Here is a 15505-nt window from a genome sequence, read left to right as displayed (position 1 = left end):
AAATATTCTTGGAAAGCTAAAAACTAAACACTTTATTTATTAATTTTTTAATCATTATAAAAGTAAGATGTTGTCTTTTGGTAATCATTTATTCCTAAATAAACACCACCATTGCTGAACTGCACTCCAAAAGTTGAACACTTTTAGTCTAATTTTGGAGAGTGCTTTTAATGACCAAATATTGACAAAAAATTTAATTTGGGAAAATATGCTCAGCCAACAAAAACACTCGGTGAAACAACACTTATTTCAGCAAATTTATAATCTTTAATATTTCTCGTTACGATTTTGCGGCAACCAAAACTCAACGCAGAAAAATATTGAATTGCATCTTTAGAATCAGAAAACTTAGACACCAGCGCTTGAGAAATCCCAACATGATCAACAGGGATGATCACCAAAAATTTTAAAAGTTGTTGAATAAAAAGACGAGCTTTTTCATCACCCCCAACTTACGCAAAATATAGTAGATATTTGCACTACTGTTCGAAGAAACGCACCCTGTAAATTACCCTTTCTCACACAGCGTTAAAACAATTTGACTTGCCTGAACAAAAGGCTGACGCGCTAAAGCCACATCCAAAATCACATCAGAATCAATAAATATCCGCTCGCTCATTTATGTTTTTCCATACAAGCTTCAGAAAGCAGTGTCTTATAATCCTGCCCTTGGTCTTGATCGGCAAACATACCGATTAAGCTTCAAGTAATAGGTGCTTGAATATTACTGGAAGTTTCTGTGTGTGCTGAAATACGATCTAAATAAGCTTCAACCAAACTCGAAACACTCTGCTCATGTTCCTGAGCATAAAGTTTCGCCCGTTCAATCACTTTTTTATTTATAGATAAGGTCAATTTCGCTTGCATAAGATTTTACCTCATGCGTATCATTTAATTAATCATACGTATTGGTTGAATTTTGACAATTAAATCTTAACCAATCTATAAAACAATTGATACGATCATAAGACTTATTTTTTATTTCAGAAAGCAAAAATCTCTTATAGTCAATGCGTTAAAAAGCTCATTCATTAAATGTAATTTCTAGATCAATAAAATCAATGCGATAAATCTATTGTTTAATCTTATAAAGCTTTCAATGCCATGCCTTACATCTACTGCTGATTATTTACTCTTAAACCAATAATCCCATTTTTCTTGATCAACGCCAAACTTTCCTTGCCACCATCGTGTAGGGTAGTTTACATCATCATTTCTAATAGGGCGATGTACCCTTTCAGGATAAGTCACATATTGGTCTACATAGCCAAAATGTTCATCATCATGCAAAATACCAATCACACCAAAAATTTCTAAAAGCCCCAAACGCTCTTCATCATTTGATTTAACAGCTTGAGCAATACTCTTCTTCAATTGCGCTATTCTGTCATTGGGTTGTGCATGCTCAATAATTGATTTGAGTTGGTTGAGAATACTGAAATCTATCTCACTTGGTTTAACAACAGGAAGTCTAGGAAACTGCTCTAAATCGAATAGAACTGAAATCAAATTCACTGTACAGCTTCCATGTTTGTATTTGAAATAATTCATCGTATTAAATTCAATCGGATCTTCAAATTCAAATCGATGTAGACCGCACACGGCACAGATTGTTGAATTCGGCTCTGGGCTCTCTAGAAAATCATGTTCAATCAAACTTTTGCCAATACAATAACTCGATAAAAAGGAACGATATTCTAATTGTCGGGTACTGAGACTATAGATAAATGCATTTACAACATCTTGTTTTTCAATATGATCCACTGCATTTTTGATTCTTGTGCAAATCTCATTATGGCTTATTTTCTCTGGTTCAAACATGACTGAATGACTTTTTGCGTATTCAAATTCATCATCCATAATAAATTTCATATACCTGTCCCAATAAAACCAATTTTCTAAGCATTCATCCTGAGAGTGCTTCATGGTTTTAAGTAAAATCTTGACTGCTTTCTTGTCCATAGGTCTGGGTCTATTGTTAAAAATTTTAATTTAATATTTGGAAAATGAAATGCTCTAACCAGCTCTACGCTCAGGTTCATGTTGATGAATAAAAACTGTATATGTATCCGCTGGATGAATCACTTGAGCATGATGCAAGGCATGGGCAATATTCCCCCGATGGTATGTGCCATGATTGATGATATGAAAAAGAATTTCTTCTATTGAAAGAGAGCCTGTTTTTTTATCGATAAATTGAAAATGCACAATTTCAGCAAGTTGATCTGATTGAATATTTTCTACAAATTCAATCCACCATGCATGAGAATGTTCAATCCGTTGTTGTAACTCATCAAATGTAGGTAAAACTTCAGTATTGGTCTGTGTATGTAACGCTTTTTTATGTTCTAGTCGGGTTCGAAATAACTCTTCGACAATGATCATATGATTGAATTGTTGTTGAGCAAACTGATAATCATCTAAATATTTTTCTTGGTCGATCTGTGCAATGGCTTTGAATAAGCGTTGATCTGACCATTGTTTATAAAGAAACAGTTTTACAAAATCCATTCAATTGACCTAGCGCATTCTTACAATTCAATCATCAAGATAGCATGTAAATAGTTTAAAAAACCAATCTTTCAATAAGGTGCAAGCAACTATAATTTATGGGCATAAAATCAGTTTAAGTTTAATTTTTTTTGTGAATACCCCTCTACCCTCCTTAACCATAAATAAGAAAGAGTCAGGGGGTAGCATTACAATTTTTAATTCATATAGTGAACAAAATGCGCTTTGCTAAAGATGCTTAGTAAGATGATTTATTGACGAATCGTACCCAATTTATTCCAAATATCTGGAGTTAAAAATGTCATGACCAGTTTGTTTAAGTCGACATAGCGTAGTACGCCCTGTAACTGTTTCTTCACCTCAGAGTTTTTAACAATATCTTCTCCTGTACTACGCCCTAACTCTTGAAAACTATCACCAACAGCTTGTAAGCCTTCAGTTTGAATAACAGCTTTGGCTTGTGCAGAACACTGTTCAACAATAACACGTTGTAAAACCTGAGCGAATTTCTGATCAAGTTGGGTTCTTTGAGCATCACTGACATTACTTAATGCTTTTAAGTCAGGATGAGCTGATAAGGCGGCGAAAGTCCATTGCAATACAGTGGTCTTATCTGTCGCAGTTGTCGCTTTGACTAAACAATCGCTAAGTTGGTCGACTGTGGGTCCTGCAACAGCAAATTGTGCAGTTCCCATCAATGCGCTAGCGATCAACACAGTGCGTCCAAGTTTTGAGAACTGATTTGAAATAAAGGAAAGAACTGGGCGTGACATGGGAAAATTTCCAATTGAAGACTGATCCAGTTTTAACATAAATGATGAATCAGCACTTTTGTGACTCTGTAAATTGATCAAGTTCTCATTTTCAGGCACAACACTAAAATTCAAATAAATTGAAAATGTATTGTTTCCAGTCTGTTGATTCTTTGGTTCGCTTGTTTCTGAGCATTTTTCTATACATACTTTTGAATGTCTTTTTTAGAAATTGATCATTATCTAAAAAAATTGACATGAATGTGATTAGAATACACTACAAACATCATGTGAAAATTAAAAACAAAACTTTATGTCAATGTTGTACATCACACTCTCAGGTATAGGTATTATTTTCTCGATTTGGCTGTACATGCTGATTTTTTGTAAGCATCCTCCAAGAATCAGCATAAGCAAACTCCAACAGTGCTGGCTATTGCATAAACATAAACCTTTTATAATGATATTTGATTATATCTTTAAAAAAATCAGTGCAATGTTCAAATGGGTCTTTCGCATCTTAAAAAAACTAGGAAGCTTTATAAAAGAATTTATTGTTGAGGTTATTTTTCAACTGATCATTCGCTCAATCTTCAATCTCATCAAAGCAATATTTCATTTGCTTGTAAGAATCTTAGACTAATTGAGGTTTGAATCAATGCCACTGAGCTACCACGACCAAGTCATTATCACTTCATTTGTTTTAACATATGTTTCGCAACTGCATGATTTTGGTTGGTGGATAAATTCTGCAAAATCCGTTTAGCTCGATCTTGCGGATTAGAGAACCGTTGACTATAACTCGGTACATTGGTTAAACATCTTGCCACTAAAACACCTGATTCTGCATAGACATTGATTCCACTTGCTCCATGTAAACGCCCATAATTATAGGCGCGTTCAGCATTATTACAGGCATTAATCTGATTTTGTCCACGTCCTAAATCTTTACGTGCAGCGCTATATAATTGCATTTGCTGTGCTTGTGGTGTGGTCACTACTTTTTCAGTTTGCGGTTTTTCTTTCACTTCCCCCACCATCTGCGTAACTGTTTTCTTTTCCTCGATCGGTTTTATAGGAGCAGTTTTCACGGCAATATTTACAGGTGTATTTTTTAAATTATTGGCTTTTATTTCAGTACTTTTAGCAGGATGATTTTTTGCTTTCTTTTCTTGCTGGGCATTTGTGACATTGGATTTAGTGTTATACAGTTTTTTTAATTCATCCAGAGATATAATTTTGGTTTGCAAGATAACAGCACGGGTTTCACTCTGCTCTAGCTTTCGTTCAGATAACGGTTCAATTGAAACATACCATTGTTGACCATTCGTTTCGACACAGTGATATGCACCAATCCCTTGTTTTACACTGCTATAGGTATTCAATAATTTCTTTGTCCATACATCTTTGACCAAATTCATCGTACTGGTTTGAACTTGGCTAAAACGCCCACCTTTAGCAACACAATAACTGTTTAAATAAGTTTTCGGTGTCAATGACTGCACCGTTTGATGACCTTGTTTAGGTCCCCAATCATAAACATATTCTTTAGATGACCGTTGATTATCATTGATATTTTTCTTATCAATCATTTCTTGCGGAGACGCATATTGTTTAAATGTATCAGATGTTGAAGTATTAATGCTTGTACAAGCCTGTAGTAAACAACCAGCCCCAGTAAACCACAAGAATGCTTTTAAATTCACCTAACATTTCTCAATTGTATTTTTTTAACAAAATAGCGTAATCAACCCAAAATAACAAACTTATTCTATTGAATTTATTCACTATTTATCCGGATAAAATGATAAAAAAATCACAAAAAAATGAATTAGGGATAATCAATTAATTTAAAGTCAGAAAAGCTCAACCTAAACAGCGATTTTCAAAAGGTAATAATGAGCCAGTAATAGAGATGAGAATGAAAAACCTACCAAACCATCAACAAGCTTGGCAGGTTTTTTTTGGTATTACCAAATAGTGACACGTTTATTTGCAGGCAAATACATTTTATCTCCCTGTTTAAGATGGAATGCATCATAAAATGGTGCTTGATTCAGCAAAGTTGCATTGCCACGCACTTTATCTGGCGAATGTGGATCTCTTTTTAGGAATTCCACTTGCATCGCATCAGTGATTTTCGAACGCCATGCTTGAGCCCAACCGATATAGAAACGCTGTTCACCGGTTAAATTGTCTAACACTGGTGCTGGCTGACCATTTAAGGACAATTGATAGGCTTTATAGGCGATCGCCAAACCAGAATTATCCGCAATGTTTTCACCCAAGGTTAGCTCGCCATTAACATGGTAGCCTTTGATCGGTTCATAGGCATTGTATTGAGCCACCAGTGCATTGGTTTTTTCTTTAAATTTTCGATGATCTTCTGCAGTCCACCAATTCTTCATATTGCCCAACTCATCAAATTGACTGCCTTGGTCATCGAAACCGTGACTGATTTCATGACCAATAATTGCACCAATCGCACCGTAGTTGACTGCATCATCAGCATTCATATCAAAAAATGGAGGTTGCAAAATAGCTGCAGGGAAAACAATTTCATTTAAAGAAGCATTGTAATACGCATTGATCGTTTGTGGTGTCATTCCCCATTCATCACGATCAACCGGTTTGCCCAATTTATTCAACGCATATTGATGTTCAAACTCACGTGAACGAATCACATTACCAATCAAATCATCATTTTTTATGTCCAAAGCTGAGTAATCACGCCATTTGTTTGGATACCCGATTTTCACCGCAAAACTTGCCAGCTTTTTCTGTGCTTGGACTTTGGTTGCTGGACTCATCCAATCCAATTGTTCAATACTTTGTGAATAGGCTTTCATCAGGTTTTGAACCAGTAATTCCATGCGTTGCTTTTTCTCAGCAGAAAAATATTTTTTCACATAGATCTGTCCGAGACTTTCACCCAAAGTACCTTCGACCAATTGCACACCACGCTTCCAACGCGGTTTTTGTTCTTTGATTTCTCGGAGTTGATTGCTATAGAAATCAAAACTGTTATCGACAAAAGCTTTACTGAGTAAAGGTGAAAAATCACTCACCAAATGGAACTTGAAATAAGCTTTCCAAGCATCCAACGAGGTATTGTCAACAATTGGGCTCAAACCTTTAAAATAACTCGGTTGAATCACTTGTATGGTTTTAATTTTATCTGCCAGCTCTTGTTTTTCTAAATAGGTTTTCCAATCAATTTTTGGACTAAGTTTGGCTAAGTCTTCAACCTTATAAATATTGTAGAGTTTGGTTACATCACGATTTTGGACATTACTCCACTGTATTTTCGCGATCTGCGTTTCTAATTTTAAAATGGCTTGAGCATGTTGTGCAGCTTGAGTATCACCCGCCAATTTTAGCGTTTTCTCGATATAGCTTAAATATTGTGAACGTACCTTTTTAAATTTTGCATCATTTTTTAAGTAATAATCACGATCAGGCAAACCTAAACCACTTTGTCCCATCATTGCAATCATTTGTGTAGAGTTTTTCATGTCTTGGTCAACGCCTACATCAAACGGGCTGGTGACACCAATTCGTGAAAAATGTGCGGCTAATTGGGCAATATCTTTTTTACTTTTAAGGGCATCAACATTTTCGATTTCAGCTTGAATTGGTTGAATACCTAATGTTTCTATACGCTTTTCATCCATAAAATTAGCATATAGGGTCGCAACTTTTTGTTCAGAACTTCCATTAACCAACTGTTGCTTTGACAGTTCATCGACGATATCGTGCAGTTGTTTTAATGATTCTTCATGCAAAATATCAAATGTGCCCCAACGAGATTTATCTGCTGGAATTTCCGTATTTTTTATCCAGCCACCATTCACATGTTGATAAAAATCATCACTGCCTTTTACAGTTTGATCAAAATATTGATGGTCAATCCCCGATTTTTTCTGATCTTTTACAGTGGTAGGCGTCATTTGAACTGCTGTCGCTACTGTTTCTGCCCATAAAACTGTAGAGGACAACATCATTGCTGATACTAAAACATTTTTTACAAATTTGAGTTTCAAAAGCCTATCCTCAATTTTAATTTTAACGCTTGAATTTAAAAAGATAATACTAATCCCGAGCTCAACTTTTATGTGTAGCAAAAATGCAATGATTGCGTTAATTTTTTAATTTCGCTTAGCTTACCGATACATATGCTCGATAGAGTCATTGTCAGATAGCACTTACGAATATCTGTTCTAAAAACACCCTGCTTTAAATACAAAAAATGATGTCATTAATCCAGTAAATTTAAAATATGTTTTAAACGTACATTTTCAGCATCTTGTTGATACACCGCATAAATCGGTGCAATACAAGTGGTATCTGCTTGTAATGCTTTATAAACGATCTGTTTATTCCAAAAATCTCGAATCGCTTCTGGAACAATCGATAAACCAATTCCCGCAGCGATCAAATTTAAACTTGAGGTTAAGCGAGGTGCTTCTTGGACAATTCTTGGACTAAAACCCGCCTGATAGCAACATGCCAAAATATTGTCAAATAAGTCCTGACCCGCCAAACGACGATATAGTACAAAGTCATAGGGTTCTAAATCCAACAGATGAATCACATCACCCTGTAAAGTTAAAGGATGATTACTCGGCAAAGCGACAATCAATGGCTCATCCAAGACATGTAAGCTTTTTAACCCCAAGTTTATCGGCGCGGGTTTACGTAAAAATACAATGTCATTTTTTTCATTAATAATTGAATCAATCAATGAACTACTGGCATCTTCTTCTAAATGAATGGATACAGCAGGAAAATTCTCACGGAAATTCCGTAACAATGCAGGTAAAAATGAATGCAAACTGACTGAATTTGTGAAACCGATATTGATCTGCCCTTCCAATCCTTTCGAGATATTCTGCACACGTTTAGGAATCGCTTGGGCATGTGCAAGGATCGTGACTGCTTCTTGATAGAGTGCTTTACCTGCTTCAGTTGCCTCAACTCCACGAGGTAATCGCTTTAATAATTGGGTATCTAATTCATCTTCCAGACTTTTGATTATGCGTGTTAATGGTGGTTGTTGCATATTCAAACGTACGGCTGCACGAGAAATATTACTTTCCTCAACCACAGCAACAAAAGCATTGAGTTTATGAATATCAATCATGTGGCTCCCTTCATATAAAAATGTATCAAGCGAATAATGCGTCATGTTGTAGAAAACAATTCAATATAACCATACTTTTTAGGTATGAATAACAGCAAAAATAGCATTTTTAATTATAACTCAACAAGCAGATAATCACATTCAATCCACTCAGCACAGCAAATTGAAGAGGTCTAAATGAATAGTGAAGCAATGCCAATGGAGCAAGCCATTGAAACACCGAATTGCAAAGCATTATTTTTAGGCTTTATGAAGCTTGGCTTAATGGGATTCGGCGGTGTACTACCACTGGCTCATCGTTTAATTGTTGAAGATCAAAAATGGCTAACGGCTGAAAAATTTACAGACTTGCTTGGGGTCTGCCAAATTCTACCCGGCGGCAATATTGTCAATATGGCTGTCGCGATTGGTTATGATTTTGCTGGTGTTAAAGGTGCATTCAGTGCGGTATTCGGATTGATGTTGGCACCCACATTGATTGTGATTTCACTGTATCAAATGTATGTCAATTTCCAAGATATTGTCATCGTTCGCCACATGATCCAAGGTTTAGCGGCTGCAGCAGCAGGTTTACTGTTTGCCACAGGTTTTAAAATGTTGAAACCAATCATGAAAAGTAAACTAACTTATTTCACCATCTTGCTGACCATTATTTTCATGTTGCTAATCAAACTACCTTTGGCATTGACGCTGTTGATTTTAGTCACTGTGAATATGGCTGTTTTAGCCTTTAAACAACGTAGATTCACTCAGGAGTAAAGCAAAATGTATGTCCTAATTGCACTCACTTTGGTTTTTACTCAATTGTCTTTACTGGCATTTGGCGGTGGTAATGCCATTTTGCCAGAAATGCAACACCAAGTTGTGGTGGTTCATCAATGGATGACCGCTGAACAATTCAGTTCTATGTTTGCTATGGCACAGGCTGCGCCTGGTCCAAATATGATGATTGTGCCTTTAGTCGGCTGGCATGTTGCAGGACCGATGGGATTGCTTGTTACATCTTTTGCCAAATTCGGACCTTCTTCACTTATCACTGTCTATGCACTGAAATTTTGGAATAATTTTAAAAGCCATCCATTACGTGCGAGATTTGAAAAAGCATTAAAGCCCATTACTGTAGGTTTAGTGCTCGTCAGTGCATGGATTATTGCTCAGGCATCTGCACAAAATATTTTACTGATTGCAATCGTTGTCCTGACTATAGTACTTAGTGTGTTTAAAAATGTTCATCCAGTTTGGTTAATGTTGATTGGTGCAGGAACAGGTGTACTGATTCTGTAGTCACGTTATTATTAGGTTTAACTGTCTTCAATTGAACTTGGAAATCTCGACTTCTATAAAATGCAACGTTTATAAAACACATCGCTAATAAAACCCAAATCCCCTTTAAAGGGGATTTGGCGAATGTATTGAATGCAAATTACTGCTGGTTTTCTAGATCTCGTTCACGACAAGAAAGTTCATAATATTGTGCTTTTGGCAGCTGTTTCAGCTTGTAATAATAGTAGTCTGTACTGTTTCGATCCATTTCAGTCAATGAACATTGATTGGCTTTTGCAAATTGAGTTAATTGTTTTAAATCTGTATTTTTTGCGACAAGTGCTCCCCAACCCTCACTTACACAACACCCAGCGTATTGAGACATATACTCATCTGAAACCAAAACGACGCTTTGTCCCATAAAATTTAGGGGTTTCTTAAGTCGATAGACATCATTGTAATCATATCTAGAAACTTCTGCCTTTTTATTGATTAGTCCATCTTTGAACATTTTTTTAAAGCTTGGAAATTGTGAAGATGCCTCCCCCATTCCCCGATACACTGTTTGTTGCGTCGCAGCATGATTTACTGTTGCTGCAAGCACTAAACCAATACCCAAAAGATACTTTTTCATATTTTTCCTTTTTAATCCTATATTCATCACTTTTAAAATAAGTCGGCGACTTCTTCCTGTTGTGGATTGAGCTTCAAGCGTTATTTTCTCAAGCTGAAAAGTCTTGCTTTAGAATAAGAAATTTACATATCTATTGATTACAACGTTCTGAATAAAATTAAGACTAAAGCCGTATAAATTCAACTTAAAACTGCAATCTGAGCATGTTATTTTACCTGAAAGGAGAACTATTTTTTGAACAGCAGGTGAAAAAATGTCTAAACAAATTTTGATGTTAGTCGGTGATTATGCTGAAGATTATGAAACCATGGTTCCTTTCCAATTCCTTACAGGATTAGGTTATACCGTCCATGCAGTCTGCCCAGATAAGAAAAATGGTGACAGTATAGCCACGGCAATCCATGATTTTGAAGGTGAACAAACCTATAGTGAAAAACGTGGTCATAACTTTGCAATTAACTATGATTTTGACCAAGTTGATGTGCAAAATTATATCGGCTTGGTAATTCCTGGTGGTCGTGCGCCTGAGTATTTGCGAATGAATGCACGTGTTGTTGAAATTGTGCGTGAATTCGATACTGTAAAGAAACCGATTGCCGCAGTCTGTCATGGCGCACAACTACTGGCTGCTGCTGATGTATTAAAAGGTCGTCTATGTTCTGCCTACCCTGCTTGTGCCGCTGAAGTTAAACTGGCAGGTGGTCAATATGCAGATATAGCTGTTACTGAAGCCGTGACTGATGGTCATTTGGTGACTGCGCCTGCATGGCCTGCACATCCTGCTTGGTTAGCCCAATTTGTTAAAGTTCTTGGTGCTAACATCACTTTGTAAACATGAAAAGCTAGATTTTGCATACACATCAAAATCTAGCTTAATCTTGATCAATATTCTTTAGATTACATATAAATACATTAAATTGAACCTTTTTAATTTAAGTTTCAGCCTCAGGTCTTCATTTATGTCATGATGAATGAATGAATTTTTAGTCAAACAACAGGTTAATTTAAAAAATGGAAATCATTGAATTACTTCAACCCGTTACATTAACGAAAGAAAATTTACGCCCAATCACCATTGAAGCAGGAACCTTATTAAAAGTCCTCATGGTCAATCCATCTTCTTATCTGGTTGGTGATGAATCGGGAACATCTTTTTTAATCAATTTTGATGAAGAAAATCTGCAATGGAAAAAAATTTAAAGCATTGATCAATGGTTTAAAAATGAATTGCACTATTTCATCAAAACTTGAAGTGTTAAATGGAAGCGTTCTAAGCACATGTATTCCAAATCCAGAATATAAGAACGTTTCCATGCAGTAGTTGCATAGATTGAGACCATTTACAGATTCATTTTTAAGCTAATGTTTTCTTGCTCAAAAACCTCTCTCACACATGCAAGTATGTTCGGCACATAACTACTTTGATCCATATTTCGAACTGATAACGAAATTGGACTATAGGCTTCCAAATCTAAAATAGGCACATAAACTAAATTCTTCATCCCAATATCACTGGCACTTTCAGGAATCAAACAAATCCCCTCGCCTGATGCGACCAAGCCTAAAGCCATATGAATTTCACGCACTTCAACCATATTTTTGGGTACCAATCCCAGTTCAGTAAAAATCGACTGAATTAAGGTAGAGAAATTGGGTTTTTGAGTTGCGGGATAAGAGAAAATCGTTTCATGAGTAATTTGTGATAAATAAACACCTTGGTCGATATATTCAGCGAGATGATCATTTTTATGTACAGCCAATTTCAGCTTTTCTTCACGAAGTACAATACGTTTAATCGCAGGGTCACTAATTCTTAAACGACCAAAACCTAAATCAATTTTACCTTGCTTTAATGCTTCAATTTGGTCTTTGGTCCCACATTCAATTAATTCCACTTCAATATCAGGATGACGTTGACGAAACAAGTAAATGATTTGGGGCAACAGCGCATATAAAAGTGAACTGACATAACCGATACGTACAATTTTATTGACTGCACTAATTCGTTTTGCCATAGATGCCGCTTGAGCTGTATGGGTTAAAATTTGTACCGCATGTTGATAAAAAAACTGCCCTGCTTCCGTTGTTCTTACAGGTCTCGAACCACGTTCAAATAATAGGATGCCCAGTTCTTGTTCAAGATTTTGAATCTGTCGGCTCAGGGGCGGTTGCGCAATACATAATTTTTCAGCCGCTTTGGTAATACTTTGCTCTTCAACCACAGTCACAAAGTAACGAAGATGTCTTAATTCCATTTTATCTATCTCGCACCAAAATATACTTTTTAAGTATCTAAAAATACCAAATCCAGCCTAGTTAAAGATATTACATTAATTTAGGGTATATAAATAGATTAATACTTAAGAAATTCGCAGTATGTATAAGTCCATAGAAACACTGTTAGTCGAGATCCCGACAATACGCCCTCATAAGATGGCGGTTGCGACGATGCAAACACAAACTTTGGTGCTGATTAAAATCACGACTGAAGATGGTTTTGTTGGCTGGGGGGAAGCAACCACAATAGGTGGTTTAGGTTATGGTGAAGAAAGTCCTGAAAGTGTTCAAACCAATATTGACACTTATTTTGCACCTTTACTCAAGACTTTGTCTGGATTGAATATTGCACAAACCATGCAAGTGATTCAGCGTAATATCAATGGTAACCGTTTTGCAAAATGTGCCATTCAAACTGCTTTATTGGATATTCAATCTCAACGTTTGGGAATTCCTGTCAGTGAATTATTAGGTGGGCGTTTACGCGACACTATTTCAGTATTGTGGGTATTGGCTTCTGGCGATACCGAAAAAGATATTGCTGAAGCCAAGAAAATGATTACCGCAAAACGTCATAACATTTTCAAATTAAAAATTGGGTCGCGACCTTTAGAGCAAGATATTGAACATGTGTTGGCCATTAAACAAGCATTGGGCAGTGAGATTTCAATTCGAGTCGATGTCAACCGAGCATGGTCTGAATTAACCGCAATTAAAGGCATCAAAATGCTTCAAGATGGCGGGGTTGATTTGATCGAACAACCTTGTGCAATTCAAAATATTGATGCTATGCAACGCTTAACGCGAAAGTTTGATATTGCGATTATGGCAGATGAGTCCTTAATGGGACCACAAAGTGCTTATGAACTGGCGAAATGCAATGCAGCATCCGTTTTTGCAGTAAAAGTCGCTCAATCAGGTGGCTTAATTGAAGCATGTGAAGTTGGAAAGTTAGCCAATCTAGCGGGAATCGATCTCTATGGCGGCACCATGCTGGAAGGACCTGTAGGTACGATCGCCTCAGCCCATGTTTTTTCAACATTCAGTAACTTGGCTTATGGCACTGAACTATTTGGTCCATTGCTGCTCACAGAACAAATTTTAAAAAAACCACTTCAATATGAAAATTTTGAGCTGAAAATTCCGACAGCTTCTGGGTTAGGTATTGAACTGGATGAAGACAAAATTGACAAGCTACGTCGTAAATAATTCAAGGAGTTCCCATGCTTTACCAAGTCAGAATGGATGTAAATATCCCACTGGATATGCCTGCTGAAAAAGCCAATGAAATTAAAGCTGTTGAAAAGGCATATTCACAAGATTTACAACGACAAGGCAAGTGGCGTCATATTTGGCGCATTACAGGACAGTATTCAAACATCAGTATTTTTGATGTTGAGAGCAACGAAGAACTGCATAGCATTTTACAAGGTCTTCCACTGTACCCTTACATGAATATTGAAGTGATGGCTTTAAATCGTCACCCATCATCTGTGCGTGAAGATGACAGTTAAACTGTATTGATCATTTTTTTATCAACGTAATTAACAAGGACTGTGGTGAGCAATGGAGCAAGCAAAGCTGTTGGTTTAAATATTTCATCAATCAACCATGAGTAAGCAAAGCAAGCCACGTAACACCTTTCATACTTCAGGAGAATCAGTATGAACCGCCAAGAAATAGATAAATTAGTTCAACAAATGAATGTAGACACTGCAACAGGTGAAGTGAATCCACGTGTTCAGCAAATTGTGGTTCGTCTACTCGGAGATTTATTCCAAGCTATTGAAGACTTGGATATATCTCAAACTGAGCTTTGGAAAGGTTTAGAATACTTTACCGATGCTGGTCAAGCCAACGAGCTTGGTCTGTTGGCAGCAGGATTAGGCTTAGAACACTATTTAGATTTACGTGCTGATGAAGCCGATGCGAAAGCTGGTATTACAGGTGGAACACCACGCACGATCGAAGGTCCATTATATGTTGCAGGTGCACCTGAATCCGTGGGCTTTGCCCGTATGGATGATGGTTCTGAATCAGATCATGTTGATACCCTGTTTATCGAGGGGAAAGTCACAGATGCAGATGGCAACATTCTTGAAGGTGCCAAAGTTGAAGTTTGGCATGCCAATAGTCTAGGCAACTATTCTTTCTTTGATAAATCTCAATCTGATTTTAATTTACGTCGTAGTATTTTAACTGATGCCAATGGTCAGTATGTTGCTCAAACCACCATGCCAGTGGGTTATGGCTGTCCACCTGAAGGAACAACACAAGCGCTACTCAATTTGCTGGGACGTCATGGAAATCGCCCATCGCATGTTCACTATTTTGTCTCTGCACCAGGTTATCGCAAACTCACCACTCAATTTAATATTGAAGGTGACAAGTACCTATGGGATGACTTTGCATTTGCTACACGTGAAGGTTTAGTTGCTACTGCAGAAGATGTCACTGATGAAGCTGAACTTGCTCGTCGTGGTGTTAACAAACCATTCAAACACATTACTTTCAATGTTGAATTAGTAAAAGAAAAAGTAGATGCACCAACGACTGAAGTAGATCGTCGCCGTGCAAGTGCTTAATTAGAAATTTTTTATGCGTGAGGTCGTGAGATAACAGCGTTTATCTCATGACCTGTTTTAGATCGCTATGCATAAATATGTTCTGACTCATTTATGCATAGCAATTTGGAAACATAGACAAAGGTTAAGTCTTATGATTGATAAAAGTTCTTTATCCATGGTGGAAGTCCTATCAAAAATCAAGGATGGTTCAACCATTATGATTGGCGGCTTTGGAACGGCAGGACAACCCGCAGAGCTGATTGATGGATTGATTGAGCTTGGTGTCAAAGACTTGGTCATTGTCAACAACAATGCAGGCAATGGCGATTATGGTTTGGCAAAACTCCTCAAATCAGGG

At 36.8% G+C, this 15505-nt stretch carries 18 protein-coding genes; 8 read left to right on the top strand and 10 right to left on the bottom strand.

Going from position 1 to position 15505, the window contains the following annotated elements; translation table 11 throughout:
• Positions 1-212: 212 nt before the first annotated feature.
• The 8 genes from AC1Z3T_RS20765 to AC1Z3T_RS20730 all read right to left on the bottom strand — a co-directional run bounded on the left by AC1Z3T_RS20765 (position 213) and on the right by AC1Z3T_RS20730 (position 8406).
• A complete protein-coding gene (locus AC1Z3T_RS20765; RefSeq protein WP_010591352.1) occupies positions 213-398 on the bottom strand; it encodes a hypothetical protein in 186 nt (61 codons plus the stop codon).
• A 304-nt stretch (positions 399-702) separates the two neighbouring features.
• On the bottom strand, positions 703-867 hold the full coding sequence (locus tag AC1Z3T_RS20760) for a DUF6364 family protein (RefSeq protein WP_228153614.1): 165 nt from the start codon (positions 865-867) through the stop codon (positions 703-705).
• A 258-nt stretch (positions 868-1125) separates the two neighbouring features.
• Positions 1126-1872, bottom strand: coding sequence for a hypothetical protein (locus AC1Z3T_RS20755; RefSeq protein WP_228153615.1), 747 nt, complete (start codon positions 1870-1872; stop codon positions 1126-1128).
• Between the two features lie 144 nt (positions 1873-2016).
• Complete coding sequence (locus tag AC1Z3T_RS20750; protein WP_100885729.1) at positions 2017-2511, bottom strand: DinB family protein; 495 nt, start codon at positions 2509-2511, stop codon at positions 2017-2019.
• 251 nt (positions 2512-2762) lie between these two features.
• On the bottom strand, positions 2763-3284 hold the full coding sequence (locus AC1Z3T_RS20745) for a hypothetical protein (RefSeq protein ID WP_100886321.1): 522 nt from the start codon (positions 3282-3284) through the stop codon (positions 2763-2765).
• Between the two features lie 668 nt (positions 3285-3952).
• A complete protein-coding gene (locus tag AC1Z3T_RS20740) occupies positions 3953-4969 on the bottom strand; it encodes a hypothetical protein (protein ID WP_100885730.1) in 1017 nt (338 codons plus the stop codon).
• Between the two features lie 264 nt (positions 4970-5233).
• Positions 5234-7306: a M13 family metallopeptidase gene (locus AC1Z3T_RS20735; RefSeq protein ID WP_100885731.1), complete on the bottom strand. Its 2073-nt coding sequence runs from the start codon at positions 7304-7306 to the stop codon at positions 5234-5236.
• Positions 7307-7521: 215 nt separating this feature from the next.
• Positions 7522-8406: a LysR family transcriptional regulator gene (locus tag AC1Z3T_RS20730; RefSeq protein ID WP_100885732.1), complete on the bottom strand. Its 885-nt coding sequence runs from the start codon at positions 8404-8406 to the stop codon at positions 7522-7524.
• A 177-nt stretch (positions 8407-8583) separates the two neighbouring features.
• Here AC1Z3T_RS20730 and AC1Z3T_RS20725 point away from each other — a divergent pair, with 177 nt between their 5' ends.
• Together AC1Z3T_RS20725 and AC1Z3T_RS20720 are read left to right on the top strand one after the other, a co-directional pair.
• Complete coding sequence (locus tag AC1Z3T_RS20725; protein WP_042090004.1) at positions 8584-9165, top strand: chromate transporter; 582 nt, start codon at positions 8584-8586, stop codon at positions 9163-9165.
• Between the two features lie 6 nt (positions 9166-9171).
• On the top strand, positions 9172-9690 hold the full coding sequence (locus AC1Z3T_RS20720; RefSeq protein WP_042090002.1) for a chromate transporter: 519 nt from the start codon (positions 9172-9174) through the stop codon (positions 9688-9690).
• A 139-nt stretch (positions 9691-9829) separates the two neighbouring features.
• On the opposite strand, the gene AC1Z3T_RS20715 is transcribed toward AC1Z3T_RS20720, so the two are convergent.
• On the bottom strand, positions 9830-10303 hold the full coding sequence (locus tag AC1Z3T_RS20715; protein WP_100885733.1) for a hypothetical protein: 474 nt from the start codon (positions 10301-10303) through the stop codon (positions 9830-9832).
• A gap of 253 nt (positions 10304-10556) precedes the next feature.
• On the opposite strand from AC1Z3T_RS20715, the gene AC1Z3T_RS20710 reads away from it, so the two are divergent.
• Positions 10557-11135, top strand: a complete 579-nt coding sequence (locus AC1Z3T_RS20710; RefSeq protein ID WP_100885734.1) for a DJ-1/PfpI family protein — start codon at positions 10557-10559, stop codon at positions 11133-11135.
• Positions 11136-11314: 179 nt separating this feature from the next.
• A complete protein-coding gene (locus tag AC1Z3T_RS20705; RefSeq protein ID WP_004829530.1) occupies positions 11315-11503 on the top strand; it encodes a hypothetical protein in 189 nt (62 codons plus the stop codon).
• 140 nt (positions 11504-11643) lie between these two features.
• Here AC1Z3T_RS20705 and catM read toward each other — a convergent pair whose 3' ends face one another.
• Complete coding sequence (catM, locus tag AC1Z3T_RS20700; protein WP_009586366.1) at positions 11644-12558, bottom strand: cis,cis-muconate-binding transcription regulator CatM; 915 nt, start codon at positions 12556-12558, stop codon at positions 11644-11646.
• Between the two features lie 121 nt (positions 12559-12679).
• On the opposite strand from catM, the gene AC1Z3T_RS20695 reads away from it, so the two are divergent.
• From AC1Z3T_RS20695 to AC1Z3T_RS20680, 4 genes are all read left to right on the top strand, one after another.
• On the top strand, positions 12680-13789 hold the full coding sequence (locus AC1Z3T_RS20695; RefSeq protein ID WP_100885735.1) for a muconate/chloromuconate family cycloisomerase: 1110 nt from the start codon (positions 12680-12682) through the stop codon (positions 13787-13789).
• Between the two features lie 14 nt (positions 13790-13803).
• Positions 13804-14094 carry a muconolactone Delta-isomerase gene (gene catC, locus AC1Z3T_RS20690; protein ID WP_005033095.1) on the top strand — a complete coding sequence of 97 codons (291 nt, stop codon included), beginning with the start codon at positions 13804-13806 and terminating at the stop codon, positions 14092-14094.
• A gap of 150 nt (positions 14095-14244) precedes the next feature.
• Complete coding sequence (gene catA / locus AC1Z3T_RS20685; protein WP_100885736.1) at positions 14245-15165, top strand: catechol 1,2-dioxygenase; 921 nt, start codon at positions 14245-14247, stop codon at positions 15163-15165.
• A 133-nt stretch (positions 15166-15298) separates the two neighbouring features.
• Positions 15299-15505: CoA-transferase (locus AC1Z3T_RS20680; RefSeq protein ID WP_286087165.1), on the top strand; the 207-nt coding region annotated here is incomplete at its 3' end.

Source organism: Acinetobacter sp. B-6 (assembly GCF_056930735.1).
The sequence above is the reverse complement of the archived record's forward strand: the minus strand, read 5'-3'. Positions and strand labels throughout refer to the sequence as shown.